General features: G+C 50.9%; 16 protein-coding genes. 4 read left to right on the top strand and 12 right to left on the bottom strand.

Annotated elements, in window-relative coordinates; all coding sequences use genetic code 11:
* Position 1: 1 nt before the first annotated feature.
* The 6 genes from BQ6873_RS02025 to aceA form a co-directional block, all read right to left on the bottom strand.
* A complete protein-coding gene (locus BQ6873_RS02025; RefSeq protein WP_076591167.1) occupies positions 2-907 on the bottom strand; it encodes a DMT family transporter in 906 nt (301 codons plus the stop codon).
* Positions 908-1,107: 200 nt separating this feature from the next.
* Complete coding sequence (locus tag BQ6873_RS02020) at positions 1,108-1,494, bottom strand: VOC family protein (RefSeq protein ID WP_076591166.1); 387 nt, start codon at positions 1,492-1,494, stop codon at positions 1,108-1,110.
* 100 nt (positions 1,495-1,594) lie between these two features.
* A complete protein-coding gene (locus BQ6873_RS02015) occupies positions 1,595-1,984 on the bottom strand; it encodes a tautomerase family protein (RefSeq protein ID WP_076591165.1) in 390 nt (129 codons plus the stop codon).
* A 48-nt stretch (positions 1,985-2,032) separates the two neighbouring features.
* On the bottom strand, positions 2,033-2,449 hold the full coding sequence (locus tag BQ6873_RS02010) for a MarR family winged helix-turn-helix transcriptional regulator (RefSeq protein ID WP_076591164.1): 417 nt from the start codon (positions 2,447-2,449) through the stop codon (positions 2,033-2,035).
* Between the two features lie 211 nt (positions 2,450-2,660).
* Positions 2,661-4,259 carry a malate synthase A gene (gene aceB / locus BQ6873_RS02005; RefSeq protein ID WP_076591163.1) on the bottom strand — a complete coding sequence of 533 codons (1,599 nt, stop codon included), beginning with the start codon at positions 4,257-4,259 and terminating at the stop codon, positions 2,661-2,663.
* Between the two features lie 95 nt (positions 4,260-4,354).
* Positions 4,355-5,683: an isocitrate lyase gene (gene aceA, locus BQ6873_RS02000; protein ID WP_076591162.1), complete on the bottom strand. Its 1,329-nt coding sequence runs from the start codon at positions 5,681-5,683 to the stop codon at positions 4,355-4,357.
* A gap of 507 nt (positions 5,684-6,190) precedes the next feature.
* Here aceA and dbpA point away from each other — a divergent pair.
* Entirely contained in the window at positions 6,191-7,585 is a 1,395-nt protein-coding gene (dbpA, locus tag BQ6873_RS01995; RefSeq protein WP_076591161.1) for an ATP-dependent RNA helicase DbpA, read from the top strand.
* Positions 7,586-7,609: 24 nt separating this feature from the next.
* On the opposite strand, the gene BQ6873_RS01990 is transcribed toward dbpA, so the two are convergent.
* The 3 genes from BQ6873_RS01990 to BQ6873_RS01980 form a co-directional block, all read right to left on the bottom strand.
* Positions 7,610-7,828, bottom strand: coding sequence for a hypothetical protein (locus BQ6873_RS01990; protein ID WP_041296516.1), 219 nt, complete (start codon positions 7,826-7,828; stop codon positions 7,610-7,612).
* A gap of 70 nt (positions 7,829-7,898) precedes the next feature.
* Positions 7,899-9,023: a methyltransferase gene (locus tag BQ6873_RS01985; RefSeq protein WP_076593895.1), complete on the bottom strand. Its 1,125-nt coding sequence runs from the start codon at positions 9,021-9,023 to the stop codon at positions 7,899-7,901.
* A gap of 165 nt (positions 9,024-9,188) precedes the next feature.
* Positions 9,189-9,413 carry a hypothetical protein gene (locus tag BQ6873_RS01980; RefSeq protein WP_076591160.1) on the bottom strand — a complete coding sequence of 75 codons (225 nt, stop codon included), beginning with the start codon at positions 9,411-9,413 and terminating at the stop codon, positions 9,189-9,191.
* Positions 9,414-9,723: 310 nt separating this feature from the next.
* Here BQ6873_RS01980 and BQ6873_RS01975 point away from each other — a divergent pair, with 310 nt between their 5' ends.
* Positions 9,724-10,674 carry a DnaJ C-terminal domain-containing protein gene (locus BQ6873_RS01975; RefSeq protein ID WP_076591159.1) on the top strand — a complete coding sequence of 317 codons (951 nt, stop codon included), beginning with the start codon at positions 9,724-9,726 and terminating at the stop codon, positions 10,672-10,674.
* A gap of 58 nt (positions 10,675-10,732) precedes the next feature.
* Here the strand turns inward: BQ6873_RS01975 and BQ6873_RS01970 are convergent, their stop codons facing one another.
* On the bottom strand, positions 10,733-12,256 hold the full coding sequence (locus tag BQ6873_RS01970; protein ID WP_083664356.1) for an ArnT family glycosyltransferase: 1,524 nt from the start codon (positions 12,254-12,256) through the stop codon (positions 10,733-10,735).
* A gap of 282 nt (positions 12,257-12,538) precedes the next feature.
* Between BQ6873_RS01970 and ppnN the strand changes: the two genes are divergently transcribed.
* Positions 12,539-13,909, top strand: a complete 1,371-nt coding sequence (gene ppnN, locus BQ6873_RS01965; RefSeq protein ID WP_076591157.1) for a nucleotide 5'-monophosphate nucleosidase PpnN — start codon at positions 12,539-12,541, stop codon at positions 13,907-13,909.
* 8 nt (positions 13,910-13,917) lie between these two features.
* Here ppnN and BQ6873_RS01960 read toward each other — a convergent pair whose 3' ends face one another.
* Both BQ6873_RS01960 and BQ6873_RS01955 read right to left on the bottom strand, forming a co-directional pair.
* Complete coding sequence (locus BQ6873_RS01960) at positions 13,918-16,293, bottom strand: DUF1631 family protein (RefSeq protein ID WP_076591156.1); 2,376 nt, start codon at positions 16,291-16,293, stop codon at positions 13,918-13,920.
* 359 nt (positions 16,294-16,652) lie between these two features.
* The gene (locus tag BQ6873_RS01955; protein WP_076591155.1) at positions 16,653-17,372 is read right to left on the bottom strand and encodes a pseudouridine synthase; all 720 of its coding nucleotides are present in this window, start codon (positions 17,370-17,372) and stop codon (positions 16,653-16,655) included.
* A gap of 189 nt (positions 17,373-17,561) precedes the next feature.
* Here BQ6873_RS01955 and hisC point away from each other — a divergent pair, with 189 nt between their 5' ends.
* Positions 17,562-18,629, top strand: a complete 1,068-nt coding sequence (hisC, locus tag BQ6873_RS01950; RefSeq protein ID WP_076591154.1) for a histidinol-phosphate transaminase — start codon at positions 17,562-17,564, stop codon at positions 18,627-18,629.
* Positions 18,630-18,740: the final 111 nt, after the last annotated feature.

Raw genomic sequence — 18,740 nt, 5'->3', positions numbered from 1 at the left:
CTTATTTAGAGTGGCGAGATGAGACCACGATCCCACCCACAATCAGGACGAATGCAATGCCGTGATAAAAATGCGGCATTTCACCCAGAAATGCTGAGGACATTACTGCCGCAAAAAGCGGAGTCAAATTACTGAAAAATCCCGCTATCGTCGGCCCTACCCGCTGCACGCCTACACCCCAGCAGCGCAGCGCAATAATCGCAGGCCCGATCGCCACGAACAACAATGCCGCTGCCAAAGGCCAGCCCCAAGTGATCTGTAGATCACTTACCGCCCATTCGCCAGCGACAAACAATCCTGACCAGGCAACGCCGAACGCAACTTGCGCCAACAGAAATGCCGCCCAGTTACTGCGAATTTCTTGCGGATCTTTCGGCAGGGTCAACAACCAACTATAAAAAGACCAGACGATCGCCGCGATGATCATGAAGATATCACCAGCCACCAAACGCAAAGCCAGCAATTGACGCAATTCGCCGCGGCTCAACACTATCAACACACCAACGATAGACATGACCGCACCCAGCGTCTGCTTGTGCGACACCTTGACACCAAAGAACAGTGTACCGATCAACAGCATCCAGACCGGCATGCTGGCAGCAACCAAGGTCACATTGATAGGCGAAGACGTTTGCAGAGCCAGATATTGCAAGGTGTTGTAGAGACCAACACCCAACAAGCCCAGCAAGGAAAAACGCTTCCAATGCTGCCAGAACCCACTGTCACGACGGAATATCCAGCTCGCCAACGGCAACAGAATCAACATAGCTATAGACCAGCGAAAAAAATTCAGCGTGACCGGCGGCACCAAACCATTGACTGAGCGACCAACAATCGCATTCCCCGCCCACATCAAGGGAGCGATCGTAAGCAGCAATGCAGTAGATGGCGTTATTTTCTGAGTCATGAGCAAACAAATGGATTAAGCAATTGCAAACCAGAAGTATGCAATTGCGGAAAAATGGGCAAGGCGATCCGAGAGGATACTTGATATGTCTGACATCCGTCTGACAATGCGCAGAAGAGCCATACGCGCAATCAAACGCACGAACAACGTGCGAATGATTTTTGCTGATTATTTAAGGATCGTTCGATTGAACCAGCTTCTCAGCTTTCAAGCTGATTCGATACTTCAATCAAATTGAAATCCGGATCGCGCAGATAAAGCGACAGGATCGGGCCAGTTGCACCAGTACGTCGAATCGGCCCTTCCAGCACCGTGACGTCGCAGGCATTGAAATGTTCCAGCACCTCATCCAAAGGAACGGAAGTGATGAAGCAAAGATCAGCCGAACCGGGAGTTGGATGCTCCGCTTTCGGCTCGAACTCTTTGCCATGTTCATGCAAGTTGATTTTCTGGAAGCCGAACGAAAGTGCTTTCCGCCCTGCTCCGAAAGTCACAACTTCCATGCCCAGCACACGCTGATAAAAGGCAGAAGCCAGTTCGATGTCTTTTACAGTCAGAACAAGATGATCAAGGTGATCCAGTTTCATAGCGATAGTCGAACTATGGTTGATGGGTCTCCATTATGTGCCAAAACAGCACAATGGAAAAATTGAACATCTTGCCTAGGTCCTTCATCACCAAGTTCAATCAATGGTGATAGCGATACTCTTGCGTATAACCACCGTAACCATACGAAGCCGCCCTGACATCCTGCACATAGATATAACTCTCCTCGTGCAGATTGCCCAATATGCGCTCAAATCCTGCGAAAGCTTCCTTGATGTAAAGCGCCTTCTCATCCTTGGTATTGGTTTCGTCTGTGATCTTGATGTCGAAGTAGAAGCTGTTCTTCTTTTGCTCGCTCAAAAGATGCCCGCCAACGACCCAGCTATCGTGTGCCACAAAATCGATGGCAATGGCCGTGACTTCGCGTTTCTTTTTCAGGATGCACGTTGTTAAATCCAGTAGAAGCTCGGCAATCTGCTTCGTCAGTTCTGGTGATTTTTCTGCGCTTACTTTCACATTCAGGATAGGCATTTGAAACTCCTTTTTTAGTTTGCTATACAACTACTTAATCAAAAAAATTCAGGCGATGACTGAGCGAACTTTTTTTACTTTGTTTACGGTTTCATCAAACTGCACAGCGCCCAATTCCTTTTTCAGACGCTTCGTTACCTCTCCACTGGCAGCATCTAACTGCTCCTTCATTGCGATAGCCAATTCGGTTGGCGCTATCGCTGATTCTCGACCGTCACGCTCCGTCGCCGTGCGCACCAGCAATTGCATCTGCTGCAAACCATCCAAAGTGCGCGTCGCTGTAGAACGAGAGATAGCCAATGTCGCCGCCAACTCACTCTGCAACATGCCAGGATTAGCCAACACCGCGCGGAGCATGAACGCTTGCGATGGCGTCATTCCGAACGGCTTGAATGCCTTGGCCCATTCACGCTCGAGAACGCGTGCCAAAGCAGTCGTATTGAAGTAGAGGCAATGATCAAACATGACTGAATATTAGGATAATTTAATTCGCTATGCAACTATATTTTTACAAACACCTTAAAAAATATGATTACCTCAGCTTAATCTGGAATAGCGATCTATCTGTCGCCAAGGCAAAGAATAAGCAAGCGCCGTGACTATCGCACTTGCTTGTAATTGAATTCAAGCTTGATGGAATTGAGTAGTGCAGCAGATCGCCACACTACCCTGCAACTTAAATTTCTTCGTATAGCGGCAAGGTCAAGAATTCCGCAAACGTTGCGGCCGTCGACATTTCTTCAAAAATTTTCGCCGCACGTATATAGCTAGGACTGCTCCCGTTTGGAGCATCCTGCTTCACTTTCAACAATTCTTCCTGAATCATGGGACGCACCATCGCCGCTGTAATTTTGCGACCATCATCCAGCACGCCTTTGTTCGAGCGTATCCATTGCCACACTTGCGAGCGGCTGATCTCGGCGGTAGCTGCGTCTTCCATCAAGTTATGAATCGGCACACAACCGTTGCCGTCCAGCCAGCTACCCAGATAATGAATCCCGACATTGATGTTGTAGCGCAAACCAGCTTCCGTGATCGGTGTCTCTGGCTGGAAGTTCAGCAGATCTGCAGCCGTCGCATGCACATCATCGCGCAACTTGCCTATCTGGTTAGGCTTGTCGCCCAGAACCTTCTTGAACTCCGTCATCGCTAAATCAACCAATCCCGGATGCGCGACCCAACCGCCGTCGTAACCGTCGATCGCATCGCGCTCTTTGTCGATACGCACGGCATTCATCGCCAGCTCATTCTTGACTGGGTCGTTTTTGATAGGAATCAGCGCTGCCATACCGCCCATCGCATGTGCACCGCGATGATGGCAAGTTTTCAGCAGCAACAAAGCATAGGAGCGCATGAAAGGCACCGTCATCGTCACCTTGGCGCGATCAGCCAGGCAAAAATCCTTGTCCAGCTTGAACTTCTTGATGCACGAGAAAATGTAATCCCAGCGCCCTGCATTCAAGCCAGCGCTATGGTCTTTCAGTTCATACAGAATTTCATCCATCTCGAATGCGGCAAGTATGGTTTCGATCAAGACAGTTGCCTTGATCGTGCCTTGCGGCAGGCCAAGCTCACGTTGCGTCATGACGAAAATATCGTTCCACAAGCGCGCTTCCAGATGCGATTCCAGCTTTGGCAAATAAAAGTAAGGACCGGAACCGCGCTTCAGCAATTCATGCGCGTTATGGAACATGAATAGCGCAAAGTCGAAGATGCCGCCTGACACACGCTTGCCGTCCACCAGCATGTGCTTCTCATCCAGATGCCAGCCACGTGGACGTACCAGCAAGGTAGCGAGCTTGTCGTTCAGTTTGTAGCTCTTGGCCGTCGTCTCGAACGAAATGGTTTTCCGTATTGCATCAATCAAATTGATCTGGCCACTGATCTGGTTATCCCAGTTAGGCGTATTCGCATCCTCAAAGTCTGCCATGTAAATATCGGCACCTGAATTGAGTGCATTGATCACCATCTTGCGATCGACTGGACCTGTGATTTCAACACGACGACATTGCAGATCTGCCGGAATCGGTGCAATACGCCAATCAGCAGCGCGTATCGCTGCAGTCTCCGGCAAAAAATCAGGACGTTCGCCGGCATCAATACGCTGGGCACGTTGGACTCGAATTGCCAGCAGTTCCTGACGGCGTGCCTCAAAGCTACGGCTTAATTTGGCGACCAAGGCCAATGCCTCCGGCGTCAATATCTGGTCATAATCTGCTTTGAATTCGCCTTCAATCTCGATACCTGCTGGGAACTCTATCGTGCTCGTTGTCATGCTTGTCTCCGTATAAGTGAATCAGTAATGTAATTACTACCCTTCTGTTTAAACCGCACCCGAATGGGTGCGGCCTCCTCCTAACAAGACGCTTTTTATGCAGCGTTCTTGTGTCCTGCGATACAAACCTTTGCTACCTTGCTGTCAAAAAATTGCTCATCCTCAGTCGAGCCATGCAGCGCCGTAGTGGATGACTTGCCTTGCTGGATGACCTGAGTGATGGCATCGAAATAACCGGTGCCTACTTCACGCTGATGCTTGACCGCAGTGAAGCCTTTATCCGCAGCAGCGAATTCGGCTTCCTGCAACTCGACGAAGGCCGACATCTGGTTACGTGCGTAACCGTGCGCCAGGTTAAACATCGAATAGTTCAGTGAATGGAAACCGGCCAATGTGATGAACTGGAATTTGTAGCCCATCGCGCCCAACTCTTTCTGGAATTTGGCGATGGTTGCATCGTCCAGATTCTTTCTCCAGTTGAAGGATGGCGAGCAGTTATAAGACAGCATCTTGCCGGGGAATTTGGCGTGGATAGCCTCTGCGAATTGCTTGGCAAATTGCAGATCCGGCTTGCCGGTTTCACACCACAACATATCGACATACGGCGCATACGCCAGACCGCGTGATACCGCCTGATCGAAACCGGAACGGGTTTTATAGAAACCCTCGACCGTGCGTTCGCCAGTAAGGAACGGCTGGTCATTTTCATCGACATCAGAGGTCAACAAGTCAGCGGCTTCTGCATCGGTACGTGCAATGACCAAGGTCGTTGTACCGGATACATCGGCAGCCAAGCGTGCAGCATTCAACTTCTCGACTGCTTCACGCGTCGGCACCAGAACCTTGCCGCCCATGTGGCCGCATTTCTTGACCGATGCCAGTTGATCTTCGAAGTGCACACCAGCAGCGCCAGCCTCGATCATGGATTTCATCAACTCATAGGCATTTAAGACGCCGCCAAAACCGGCTTCTGCATCGGCCACGATAGGCGCAAAGAAATCGATATCGCCCGAGCCTTCCGACCATTGAATCTGATCGGCGCGCTGGAAGGTGTTGTTGATGCGCTTGACCACCAGCGGTACCGAATTGGCCGGATACAACGATTGATCCGGATACATCTCGCCGGCCACATTGGCATCACCGGCAACCTGCCAACCCGACAGGTAGATCGCCTTCAAGCCAGCCTTGACCTGCTGCATCGCCTGATTGCCAGTCAATGCACCGAGCGCATTCACGAAAGGCTCGTTATTACACATCTCCCACAGCTTCTCGGCGCCACGCTGAGCCAGCGTGTGCTCTATCTGCACGGAGCCGCGTAGACGAACAACATCTTCCACAGAGTAGTTACGCTTGATACCTGTCCAGCGTGGATTGTCAGTCCAATCCTTGTTTAATGCCTGAATTTGCTGTTCGCGAGTTGCCATGATGAATCTCCTTAGTTAAGTGCTTATAAAAAACCGAAACTGGAAAAAACATTGGATTAATCATAGGCGATATTGCGCATAGCAACAATGTCTTATATAAGATATTTTAATTATTTTTTTACCTTATTTATCAATAAGTTATATTGTATTTTTCTGTATGTGAAACGATATTCTACCCTTTGGAATTTTTTATTGATGCAGTGCGATATTAATATTCCATATTATGAAACGATATATTTGGTCGTGAAAAATGTGTTCTTTTCCGCCTGTTTTTTGTTGCCTTGATGCAATCCAGGCTTGTAACAATGATCGACCTGTCACCGCATCGGTAAAACAAATCACGTAACAAGCATGGTTGTGACGGTGTATGCGCAGCCAATCTGACAATTTATGAAGAAGACTTACGCGTAAGAGCGAATTATTTATGCTTTGCAGGTACCGGATTTTTCATCTATCAGTCCATGCCTGTTAGACTGCGAGTCCTTTTCCGCATCACGCAAGCCGCTCATGACCACTAGTTCCTTCTCCAATCTCGCCCTCTCACCTGCCATGCTGAGCAATCTCGATACGCTCGGCTATCACGAGATGACGCCCATCCAGGCGCAAAGCCTGCCGGTGATACTGGAGCAGCGTGATTTGATTGCGCAGGCGAAGACTGGCAGCGGCAAGACAGCAGCCTTCGGCATCGGCTTGCTGCAGAAGCTGAATCCAACCTGGTTTGCAGTGCAAGCGTTAGTGATCTGCCCTACGCGCGAGCTGGCCGATCAGGTATCGAATGAGTTGCGCCGTCTGGCGCGCTTCACCGACAACATCAAGGTATTAACCTTGTGTGGTGGCGCACCGATGCGTCCGCAAATCGCATCGCTCGAACACGGCGCGCACATTGTGGTTGGTACACCTGGCCGTATCCGCGATCACATCTCGCGCGAAACCATCAATCTATCCAAAGTACAGACACTGGTGCTGGATGAAGCTGATCGCATGGTCGACATGGGTTTTTATGAAGAGATTGCCGGCATCGTCAGTGCCTGCCCGACACGCCGCCAGACTTTGCTGTTTTCTGCGACTTACCCGGACGATATCCGCCGTGCCAGCGCAGAATTCCTGCGCGATCCAGTCGAAGTCAAAGTTGAAGCGCAACACGACGACAGTCAGATCGAGCAGCGTTTTTACGAAGTTGGCTACGACGAACGCAATGCGGCAGTCGCAACACTGTTAAAGCACTACCGACCAGTGTCAACGCTGGCATTCTGCAATACCAAAATCCATTGCCGCGAACTAGCCGCCGAATTGCGCGCGCAAAGTTTCAGCGCCCTCGCCTTATACGGCGAACTGGAACAACGCGAACGCGATGAAATTCTGGTGCTGTTTGCCAATCAAAGTTGTTCCGTACTGGTCGCAACCGATGTCGCCGCACGTGGATTGGACATTCAATCCTTGGGTGCAGTCATCAACGTCGATGTATCGAAAGACACTGAAGTGCATATCCACCGCATCGGTCGCACCGGCCGCGGTCAGGAAAAAGGTCTGGCGCTAAGTTTGTGTGCACCGAATGAGAAAAAATGGGTCAAGCTGATTGAGGAGTATCAGCACAAGCCTGTGCAATGGTTCAACTTGAATGAGCTGGAAGTAGCCGAAGGCGGCGACTTGCACGCGCCTATGGTGACGCTGTGCATCATGGGCGGCAAGAGGGATAAATTGCGCCCAGGCGATTTGCTGGGCGCGTTGACTGGCGATGCTGGCTTGACCAAGGATCAGGTCGGCAAAATCAATGTCTTTGAATTCATGACCTATGTCGCGCTGGATCGCAAGGTTGCGGACAAGGCGTATGCGCGTTTAAGCGAAGGCAATATCAAGGGACGCAACTTCAAGATGCGTTTTATCAATACCGATAGCAACTAAGCCAGCGGTATCGACCATGGCGCATCAATGATGATGGTGCGACCAGTTGCCATCTTCCGAATTCATGAACGACTCGACTGCATCTTTCTGGCCAGTCGCGTAACGCGTGATTTCACCGCAGGTGCAAATCCCCTGATACGGTTGAATGTGCGAGCAGGCAGAGACTTTCTGCAAAAACACCTGGACTGATTTTGTGCATTTTTTGCACTTGAAGGTCAGTATGCGGGCTGGTTTGTTAGCCATGTTTATTCCTGAATAAATTGAATGCGGGTCTGCAAGAAAGCAAATCTAGCAAACCCGTGATTATAAAAGATCAGCGTGCAGCGAGGCGCCACAGCGATGTCGTTTCCGCCGAGCGTGCCTTGTGCAAGGGATCGGTTTCATCCGTTGCGCGCGGATGAGTAGGCTTGGTGTCCATGCGTGCGATCACTTTCAGCCCTGCCGCTTCTATCATCTGCAGCAATTCTTCACGCGTACGCAAGCCCAGATGCTCAGCCAGATCCGACAGGATCAGCCACCCCTCGCCCTTGGCTTCCAGATGCTCCGCCAAACCGTTGAGAAAGCCACGCAACATGCGGCTGTCCGGATCGTAGATTGCATATTCAATAGCAGAACTTGGACGCGCCGGAATCCACGGCGGATTACAAACGATCAAAGGAGCCTTGCCTTCCGGGAATAAATCCGCCTCCAGCACCTTCACTTTATCGCTTACATCCAACCGAGCCAGATTCTCTTTGGCGCACGCCAAAGCACGCGCATCCTGATCGGTCGCCACTATCTTCGCTACGCCACGCTGCGCCAACAAGGCTGCAATCACACCCGTACCAGTACCGATATCGAAAGCCAGCTTTTTGGATGGCAGCGGCGCTTCTGCAATCAGGTTCAGATATTCACCACGCACAGGTGAAAACACGCCGTAGTAAGGATGAATACGCGCACCATCCAGCGCCTCGATCTCCACACCATTCTTGCGCCATTCATGCGCACCGATCAAACCCAGTATTTCCCGCAGAGAAACGACAAACGGGCCTGCACTTGCACCATAAGCCTCATTACAGGCGAGCTTGATATCGGGCGCACGACGCAGAGGAATCGTGTAATCGGCATCCACTGCGATCAGCACCATGCCTAGCGTGCGGGCGCGTTGTGATTGCGCCTGTCTATGGAAGTTGAAAGCATCGATGGGCGTGGTTGCCGCTTTGCGTGGCTTGCGTTCGATACGACGCGCCAAAGCCTGCAACAGCTGACGCGCATTCTGATAATCGCCGTGCCACAACAAAGCCGTACCTTCACTCGCCAGACGAAATGCCGAATCAGCCGTCATCTTGTCATCGGCAACAACGACACGTTTAGGTGCAGTAACGCCACTCTCCGACTGCCAGCGCGCAGAGCGATCTTCGCCCGCTTCATTCCATGTAATTACGGGATGGTCGCTCACGACAATTGCACCGCTAGCTGCGAAAACATGATGGGCATAGGTATAACGGCCGATATGGCGAGGACATTCAAAGGCATGCTGATTCCGATTTTTCAAAGACGGAATTGTGCGTCAACTCGCCTTTGCATGGTTGTAAAAGATGGCCGCAGCCGGTGATAGCGTGAATTACTTCTTGTATAGCTCAGGCTTGGACTTGTTACGCTGCTCGAAAATCGTTTTCGCATCCTTCTCGGCACGCTCTTGCGTACGCATCGCAGGATCATCGTCATGCAAGGTAAAGAAATCACTCGCTTGCGCGCGCATCACATACTTGATCGCGGCGGCTTCGGTTACATCAAATCTTTCCGTCATGAGCGTCGTCACTTCGTCGAGATATTCTTCGTAGGTCATGCTTTTCATCTTAAAAATGCTGTTTATTGAACGAAGTAGAGAGTATGCCCTTCAAACGGCTCTCTACATAGCTGAATCGACTTTCATTCGTTTCAATTTAGGCAACACAAATGGCAAATAGTGACTATATTGAAAGAATTGGAGGCTTTTATACCGTTATGGCAAATTGACAAACAATAATCGCCCTATTCGTCCATTAAGCCGGATGGCGATCATGTCAGAATGACTCTGTAAAAAACCGCCTTTATGCGTAACAGGCTAAATTTTCGGAAAAATTGAAGCACCACGATTGCGAGCAACGAAACTGACAATGAAATTCAAGGATCATTACGAGACGCTAGGCGTACCGCGCAATGCCACGCAAGAAGCGATTAAAAATGCGTATCGCAAGCTCGCGCGTAAATATCACCCCGATGTGAGCAGGGAGATGTACGCCGAAATCCGCTTCAAGGAAGTCGGCGAGGCTTATGCCATCTTGAAAGATTCTTCAAAACGTCAGGCTTACGATCACGAGTATCGCCCGCCGTTCACCCGTCGCGAAGCACCGCCACCACCGCAGGCAAATCGTGATTACGGCTTCGACTCCAGGGAAGCGCCGCCGGCGGCCAAACGCACAGAAGAGCATTTCAGCAATATTCTGGATGAAATGATGGGCCGCCCCAACGCTGCGCCGCCTAAAAATCGTGGCATCCATATACATGGCAGCGATCAGCATGCCAAGGTACAAATTGATCTGGAAGACACGTATCACGGGACCGCATGCAATGTATCGATGCCTACCTATACAACTGACGACTACGGCATGCCTATCGTCTCCAAACGCACGTTAAAGGTCAGCATCCCTAAAGGTATGCGCGCAGGTCAGACTTTGCGTTTGGCAGGACAAGGTTTCCCCGGTACGGGTGAAGGCAAGGCTGGTGATTTATATTTGGAAGTCGTCATCCGTCCGCATCGCCGCTATCGGGTCGATGGCCGCGACATCTATTTCGATGTTCCTTTAACCGCGCATCTGGCGGAGCACGGCACGGTCGTCAATGTACCGACACCGGATGGCTCTATCCAGTTGGCCATTCCGGCTGGATCAACTGCGGGGCGTAAATTGCGTCTTAAAGGACGTGGCATCCCTGGTGATCCCGCAGGCGATCTGTACGCCGTTATCACCAAAGTCGCACCACCAGTGCATACCGTGGTTGCGCAAAAAGCATATCGCGCACTGAAAGCCGCTTTCGACTTTTCCCCGCGCGTTAATTCTGATCGATAAATTATCTTAAAACGATGGGCAGCAGCCTGGTCCTAGGCACTGCCATCGCTTCATTTGATTAAACGATCCTCAGCAAGGTATGACGCGTACCTGCAAATAACACTTCATTCTTCGGCGCCAGCGCAAGCTCATGCGCAACACTGTCATTCCCAACCACGATATAACGCATACCGCCCTCGACAGCCAATGCTGCCTGAGGATCGTAGTGCAATCTCTCATGCGCATAAAAGCTAGTTGAGAATGACGGCTTGATCGCATACAGCAAGACTGCATTGTGATCTGCTGTTTTTTCAAAGGCAGCGACCAGATCTCTATCCGAATTGCCATTCACATTGGAATAAATCACAGGCGCAATACATGCCAGCACACATGCCAGACCAGCGAAGGCAATACTGATACGGCGCTGAAACAACTCGGATTTACTCTCTATCCATCGCGCCACCAGCACAGAAAATGGAATCACTGCAGTCAAGCCGTACGTCCAGATAATATTTCTGCTGAACGTAAAGAACACCAGCGGCACCAGCGTCGCACACCATAGAAACGATTCCACGGGTGCAACTTGTTCGCGCGGCTTGCGCAGATAGCGCAATCCCTCTGCGACAAACACACCTATCCACGGAAGTACTGCTGCCATCCAGTACGCCCAGATCATCCCGATTGCCTCGCGATGCGCATTACCGTATCTGTCCCCGGTCCAACCTGGGACCAGAAAGCGTGAGAAGTGCTCGCCCACAATGAAGTAATTAATAAAGCCCGGATAGTAGTACTCTGCCGCCACATACCAAGGCAGGAAGATCAGTATGCATAACAAAACACCCACGCCATCAAACAGTTGCCACAAAATTTGCACAGGACGACGTTGCACGACGCCATAAGCAATCAAAGGCATGCCTATCAGTGCCCAGGTAGCCAAGCCTTTACTGAGCGCACCGACACCGATCAAAACCCAAAAAACAATACGCCAGCGACGCGCAGACTGTCCCTGCGCGATTGCATTCCATGTTTTCCAGGCAGCAAATTGCGCAGCCAATACAACCGTCATCTGCACCGCATCCGTCATGACTGCGCCTGCACTGATGAAGAAAAGTGGGCATACCGCAGCAACCGCAATCGGCAGCAGTTTATTCCGCACGCCCAAGGCTTGGGCAAATTGCACACCGATCGCCAACGAAGCAATAGATACCAACAGTGCCGGCAAACGTGCAGTAAATTCACTGATGCCGAATAGCGTCATGGACACTGCGCTGACCCAAGTCGATAAAGGTGGCTTGGCAAAAAAAGGCGTGGCCGGGTCCATGTGATCCATCAGCCATAAACCGTTGCTCACCATCTGCCGTGCAATTTCTCCATAACGTGCTTCCGTCGTATCAGCCAATGGCAGAAACATCATCAGAGCAACTCGGAATGCAAACAATACCGTCAGACCGACTACCAGCCAAAATGTCGTTGACTGCATATATGCACGTAACGATGATCTGAGGCCAGAGTCAAATCCCAGCACAGCCTCAGCGGAAAGCGTCGTACTGCCATCAACCACTATTTTGGTTTGCAAACTCTCGTTCGACATTGATCCTTGCATATCGCACCCTATTAAGCTGAACCGGTTTTCACGCCCGTTCGTTTTCAATGGTGCCGACTATGCCTAGTGGTTCTTAAGAAATACTTAAAATACGCTTAAGTTTGATATGCAAGCTTGAATGATCGATATACCTGACCGCCGTCACAGCACGCAACCAAATGCATACATGCTGTATATCTATGCTGAGCATGTAATCTTTCTCCATCCCAGCGCGCGCGTTATACTTGCCAATCAATTAAAGAACACGCAAGCCCACCCTCACCATTCGGAAGTTAAGTACTTATGACATACGAAGTAGTCGATACACAGCTCTCCCCAGAAGGTCGCCTGGATATCTTGTCCAAAGCCGAAGTACACAGACTGCTCGATACCCGCAATGGCGGCTTGTACCAACTGTTCCGTAATTGCGCCCTTGCGGTACTCAATTGCGGTAATGACACCGATGACGCCAAAGAATTGCTGGATCGCTATCGCGATTTCGAAATCAGCATCATCCAGCGCGAGCGCGGTATCAAACTCGACATCAAGAGCGCGCCGGCCAGCGCCTTCGTCGATGGCAAGATGATCAAGGGCATACACGAGCATTTGTTTTCCGTCTTGCGCGACATTCTGTTCACCCACGATGAAGTGATCTCGAACCCGACCTTCGATCTGGAATCGTCAAGCGGCATCACCGACTCTGTCTTCCATATCCTGCGCAATGCCAACGTGCTGCACCCATTACTCAATCCAAAGATGGTGGTGTGCTGGGGTGGTCACTCGATCTCGCGCGACGAATACGATTACACGAAAAAGGTAGGCTACGAAATTGGCCTGCGCGACATGGATATCTGTACCGGCTGCGGTCCAGGTGCGATGAAGGGACCGATGAAAGGTGCCACCATCGGTCACGCAAAACAACGTATTACGACAGGACGTTATCTCGGCGTCTCCGAACCGGGCATCATCGCAGCCGAAGCGCCTAATCCTATCGTCAACGATCTAGTCATCCTGCCTGACATCGAGAAGCGTCTGGAAGCATTCGTGCGTACCGGTCATGGCATCGTGGTATTCCCTGGCGGCGCTGGGACTGCGGAAGAGATTCTGTACATCCTCGGCATCCTGCTGCATCCGGATAATGCAGGGCTGCCCTTCCCGTTGATCTTTACCGGCCCGGCCAACTCTGCCGACTACTTCAAGCAGATCGACCACTTCATCGAAGTGACACTCGGTGCAGAAGCGCAGAAGCTTTATAAAATCATCGTCGATAATCCTGCCTTGGTCGCGCAGGAAATGCAGGAAGGTATCAAGGAAGTGCGCGAATTCCGCAAGAGCAAAGGTGATGCGTATTACTTCAACTGGGGCTTGAAAATCGATCACGCCTTCCAGCAACCATTTGCACCTACGCATGAAAACATGCGCAATCTGTCACTGCATCAGAATCAGGAGCGTCATTTGCTGGCGGCGAATCTGCGTCGCGCGTTTTCCGGTGTAGTCGCCGGCAACGTCAAGGACACGGGGATACGTGCGATTGAAAAATACGGTCATTTTGAAATCAGCGGTGACCTCAGCATCATGGAACCGATGGATGCCTTGCTCGCTGCATTCGTTGCGCAAGGCCGAATGAAATTGCCGGGTAAAGCTTATACGCCCTGCTATCGCGTCATCAAGTAAGACTGCGTTTAAGTCGCAAGCTGCTGGACGTCATTGGCGTTCAGCAGCGACTCCATCGCTCTATCGAATATCGGAGCAAACTCCATCATGCCAACCGATCCTTCGCGCAAAGCCTTGATCAACGCGATCGATGAATAGATCAACAAGCGAGGCGCTTCTTCACCCTCGTTCAATTTGAATAGATAGAACGATTGCTGCGCATCTACCCACATCAAGGTGGCTGGCAGATAGGTCCCATTCGTCCACCATTCCACAGCTGTTCCCACTTGCATCCCACCCAGCCACTTGGCATCTGAACTGAGTAAAGTACCCAGATCACTATCAAGATGCAGATGTGCCAATACATGGAATTGCAGCAAAGCTGCTTGCAAACGTTCATGCGGCACGGTTGGCGCATGAATTTCCATTACCGCCACCGGTACACTACCGATATGCAAACTAGCAAAATGCTGTTGCAAGCTGGCCAGCCCGATTGATCGTTTCATCGGATTAGTCTGTATCGTGCGCAACACCTCGGCGTGCATCGCGACCAATTCATCCATCACCTGTTTGACTTCGATCTCCGACATCAGCAGCAATTGCAAACCTGTCTTGACTCTCTGCACCAGCTTAGGCAGCAATCGCATCAAGGTGCTGCGCTCACTCGCATCCAGCTCTGCCTGCACACTCCAGATCAGATCGGGAATAACATCGCGATACGGCTGGATATCGATGGCATCATTTTCACTGACGCAAACCAGCACGCGACTCCATACCTTGATAAGGAAATCAACTGCGCGCTGATCCGTCTCTATCGTAGCCAAACGTTCGCGCAAGGCATTGACGGTTTGCACCACAAGGACGTCGTGCTGCTGCGGATTCTTTTGCGCATTCTCCAACGCGTCGATTGCGTGCGAGACATCCGCATCTGACGCAGACAAAACCTCTTCCACAACCGCATTGAATTGCGCCAAAGCCTCATCGAAGACGTTTGTATTTTCTTTAAAATCCTTGAGTACGCGCTCTACAGCCAGCGCCATTCCTGCATGAATTTCTTTTCCCGGCCTAGTCTCTACATTCAATCCGCTCGCCATCGACGTGGTGCGATTCAAAAATCGTCGAGCTGAATGATCCGGCTGCTGCAATACATCCGGATCCAGCATCGTCGCCTTCAGGAAAGGGATATGCAATTGCGCAATTACGCTACGGAATGCAGGGGCAATCGCCTCTTCACTCGCAATGTAGTCGAATAACATGGCAACGACATCCATCGCCATCTTGTCCATGTCACTGACTTGCTCCAAATCGAGAACGTCATTCAAGTCAGCTTCTGCCTCTACAGCGACATCACCCTCACCAGCGCCAACTGCCGCCTCCTGCTGCAACTGCTGTAATTGACCGACCAATGGATGCGAACTTGCCTTCAGTTCATCTTCGATATTTTTTCTATGGCGTGTATTTGCAGCACCATCCGGATAACGCGGATTAGGTGGAATTCTTCCCGGAGCAGATTGATTGAATATTTTCCAGACGAAGTCCTGCAAGACAGTTTGCCCATCCGAAGGCGTTGCCGGCATGACATTGCCGACATTGATATCGCTATCCTTCTTCTGCAACTGCGCCAACACACGCTCCAATGCCGGCGATGCGTGCACTCTGTCGGAGTGCTGAGCAATGTTCTGAGAATTAGCCACAGCATGCGTCATCCGATATTGACTTTGATTCGATGCCGCCAATACTTCCCGATCACGCTTCGTCAATGTGCTTGGTCGCGCCAGCAAACGTGCATTCACACCATTCGATTCAAACACGTCGCGAATCGCCGCAAAGTATTCCGGTAACTGTTCCGCCAGCGCACCTGACATGTGATCGAACAACATCGCGCAGACATTGCTGTTAGTCGTCATCTCGCACAACACATCATGCAAAGCACGCGCCATCAAATAGGGACGAAATGGATTCTCACGCTCACGCACATCATGTTCGTCGTGCAACTGCGCAATCATCAAATTCAAGCGACCCAGACTTTGCTGATCTGCATCACGCAGGCGCAAGACGCGGCGCTCCACTTCGATCTGACGCGTGATCGTATCGTCATCCACCAGCGATAAAGTATCGGCAGAGACACCGTGCAAGCCCTGGCGCAGATCGCGATACATCGTCTGCATCGCACGCTCGACATAGCCAAAGTAACTGACGTTCAAACGCTTAAGGAATTCCTGCCCATGTATCAGCAGAAATTCTTTCGACAAAGAGATCGTTTTTTGTTCGGACGCAGAACTGGCGGTGGGAATCAATTGCGTAATGCTGCTATTGGCGTCTTGCAGCATGCGCGCAGCAAGAGCGGAGAAGCGGAATAAGGCACGTTCCTTGGCCAGCTGAATTACAGGTTTAATCGCATGCATTACAGTGGCCGTCTCCGACGATGATTTTCTAGCAACAAGAATTTTTCGATCATAACGCAAGGCTAGTTAGATAACGAGATTACAGTAGGTCGTGCGCTCTAAATGTATGATTTAACACGACATTTGTCTCTCTTCGCACACATTTAACTCAAATTAACAAATCCAACGAACAAAGTAACAAACTCGTTTGATTCAGCAAATTCCATTCCCGCCTCAACAAAATGCAGCTTGCTAGTACGACGGGAAGTAATCAGAGATAAAGCGAGAAGAGAACAAGGCGCAAGCATGTCAATTGCGCCTTGTTTCAAATAGACAGCCAGCGATGGAACCGCTAGCAATTCAAACGCAGGATAGAGTTATCAGCTTGTTGGCTTCAGCAAGGCCAATTGCGCTTCTGACAGATACGCCCATTCGCCCTCTTCCAAGCCCAGTGACTCCAGCGTCAATGAACCTATCGCTACACGACGCAAAGCCGAGCAGTGATTGCCGGCGGCAGCCAGCATGCGTTTGACTTGATGATATTTACCTTGCTCCAGCACGATCTCAAGCTCGTTGTCACTGAGCATGCGGCAAGTTTGCGCAGCCAAAGGAGCAGGTTCGTCGTGCAATTGCACGCCGCCCAGCAACTGCTCTATCAATTCTGGCGTGACCGGATCGTGCGTGGTGGCGACATACACCTTAGGGATATGACGCTTAGGCGACGATTGTGCATGGATGAAGGGACCATCATCTGACATCAACAACATGCCGGTCGTATCGTGATCGAGTCGCCCAACCGGCTGCAAGTCGCGCCAGGTGAATTGCTCCGGCAACAAGGTCAGCACGCCCGGATGATGGCTAGGCTTACGTGAACATTCAAAATTGGCTGGCTTGTTCAACACGATATAAACGTGCTCGCGATAGCGCCACACTTCTTCAAAAATCGTGAATTCCAGATCGGCGGTATCAAAAGCAGCGCGGTAATCGTCCACGACTTCGCCGTTGATGCTGACTTCACCGTCTTCAATCAAGCCGCGGCAGTATTTTCTGGTGCCGTATCCCTGCGATTGCAGGATGCGGTCTAGGGTCAATTTACTCATGGCGGCACTGTACCAGAACAGGCGGAAATTATCAGCCGCGAGACGAGAAAATGCGTAAAACACAAGCAACTGGCGGCTCGCCTTGTCAGAACAATAAGCGACTTACCGTCTGTTTCAGCATGCAGCGATTTTCTATTCACAGGCCGCTCACGATAAAATGCGTGTATCTATTCAAAAAGGAAAGCAGTCATGAGCCAGTTCTGGAGCCCTATTGTGCAAACACTCACGCCATACGTACCGGGTGAGCAACCGAAATTGCCGGGCTTGATCAAGCTGAACACCAACGAAAACCCTTACCCGCCATCACCTGCCGTCGCAACTGCATTGCAGGCCGTGCCTGCCGATACGCTGCGTCTGTATCCAGATCCGGACTCCAGCGCGCTGAAAGAAGCATTGTCGACTTATCACGATGTACAGCCGAATCAGATTTTCGTCGGCAACGGCTCGGATGAAGTGCTGGCTTTCGTCTTCATGGCTTTGCTCAAACATGAAGCACCGCTGCTGTTCCCTGACATCACTTACAGCTTCTATCCGGTTTACTGCAAGCTGTTCGGCATCGACTATCAGGAAGTCCCGCTGACGCCAGCCATGGAGATAGACACTGCCGATTACGTCAATCAGTCTTGCGGCGGCATCATCTTCCCGAATCCGAATGCACCAACCGGCATCGCATTATCGTTGGCGAAGATCGAAGAATTGCTGATCAAGCAGCCGAACGCAGTCGTTGCTGTCGATGAAGCCTATATCGACTTCGGTGGCGAAAGCGCGCTGCCACTGATACATAAATATCCGAATCTGCTGGTGATCCGCACCTTCTCCAAGTCGCGCTCACTGGCAGGCTTGCGCGTCGGCTTTGCCGTCGGCCATCCTAAGTTGATCGAAGCGCTGGAACGCGTCAAGAACAGCTTCAACTCCTATCCTATGGATCGCATGGCTTTGGCGGGTGCGGTTGCCAGTTACGGCGACGAAGCGTACTTCCAGCAAACGCGCAAAGCGATCATCGATAGTCGCGAGCAAATGACGCAAGCCTTGGAAAAACTTGGTTTCTCCGTGTTGCCATCCAGCGCCAACTTCATCTTCGCGCGCCATGAATCGTATGCAGCCAGCCAGCTTGCTGCCGGTTTGCGTGAACGGGCAATCATTGTGCGTCACTTCAACCATCCGCGTATCAATCAGTATCTGCGCATCAGCATCGGCAATCCTGATGAATGCAAAGCGCTGATCCAGACCTTGACCTTGCTGACGTCAAAACATTAAGTCATAAATTTTCCCGTACCGGCACATCTGGTACGGGAAATATCCCCGCATCTGATGCTGTGAGCAATCGTATGCAAGGTGTATGCTTGGACAGAACCTGAAGGAGTAATC

Origin of the sequence: Herminiimonas arsenitoxidans (assembly GCF_900130075.1) — a bacterium.
Classification (GTDB): Bacteria; Pseudomonadota; Gammaproteobacteria; order Burkholderiales; family Burkholderiaceae_D; genus Oxalicibacterium; species Oxalicibacterium arsenitoxidans.
This window is presented reverse-complemented; position numbering and strand designations above follow the sequence as displayed.

Bases quoted from the DNA above. Each gene is read 5' to 3' on its own strand.
- BQ6873_RS02025 (WP_076591167.1), bottom strand. From the start codon at position 907: ATGACTCAGAAAATAACGCCATCTACTGCATTGCTGCTTACGATCGCT.
- BQ6873_RS02020 (WP_076591166.1), bottom strand. From the start codon at position 1,494: ATGAAACTGGATCACCTTGATCATCTTGTTCTGACTGTAAAAGACATC.
- BQ6873_RS02015 (WP_076591165.1), bottom strand. From the start codon at position 1,984: ATGCCTATCCTGAATGTGAAAGTAAGCGCAGAAAAATCACCAGAACTG.
- BQ6873_RS02010 (WP_076591164.1), bottom strand. From the start codon at position 2,449: ATGTTTGATCATTGCCTCTACTTCAATACGACTGCTTTGGCACGCGTT.
- aceB (WP_076591163.1), bottom strand. From the start codon at position 4,259: ATGACAACGAGCACGATAGAGTTCCCAGCAGGTATCGAGATTGAAGGC.
- aceA (WP_076591162.1), bottom strand. From the start codon at position 5,683: ATGGCAACTCGCGAACAGCAAATTCAGGCATTAAACAAGGATTGGACT.
- dbpA (WP_076591161.1), top strand. From the start codon at position 6,191: ATGACCACTAGTTCCTTCTCCAATCTCGCCCTCTCACCTGCCATGCTG.
- BQ6873_RS01990 (WP_041296516.1), bottom strand. From the start codon at position 7,828: ATGGCTAACAAACCAGCCCGCATACTGACCTTCAAGTGCAAAAAATGC.
- BQ6873_RS01980 (WP_076591160.1), bottom strand. From the start codon at position 9,413: ATGACCTACGAAGAATATCTCGACGAAGTGACGACGCTCATGACGGAA.
- BQ6873_RS01975 (WP_076591159.1), top strand. From the start codon at position 9,724: ATGAAATTCAAGGATCATTACGAGACGCTAGGCGTACCGCGCAATGCC.
- BQ6873_RS01970 (WP_083664356.1), bottom strand. From the start codon at position 12,256: ATGCAAGGATCAATGTCGAACGAGAGTTTGCAAACCAAAATAGTGGTT.
- ppnN (WP_076591157.1), top strand. From the start codon at position 12,539: ATGACATACGAAGTAGTCGATACACAGCTCTCCCCAGAAGGTCGCCTG.
- BQ6873_RS01960 (WP_076591156.1), bottom strand. From the start codon at position 16,293: ATGCATGCGATTAAACCTGTAATTCAGCTGGCCAAGGAACGTGCCTTA.
- BQ6873_RS01955 (WP_076591155.1), bottom strand. From the start codon at position 17,372: ATGAGTAAATTGACCCTAGACCGCATCCTGCAATCGCAGGGATACGGC.
- hisC (WP_076591154.1), top strand. From the start codon at position 17,562: ATGAGCCAGTTCTGGAGCCCTATTGTGCAAACACTCACGCCATACGTA.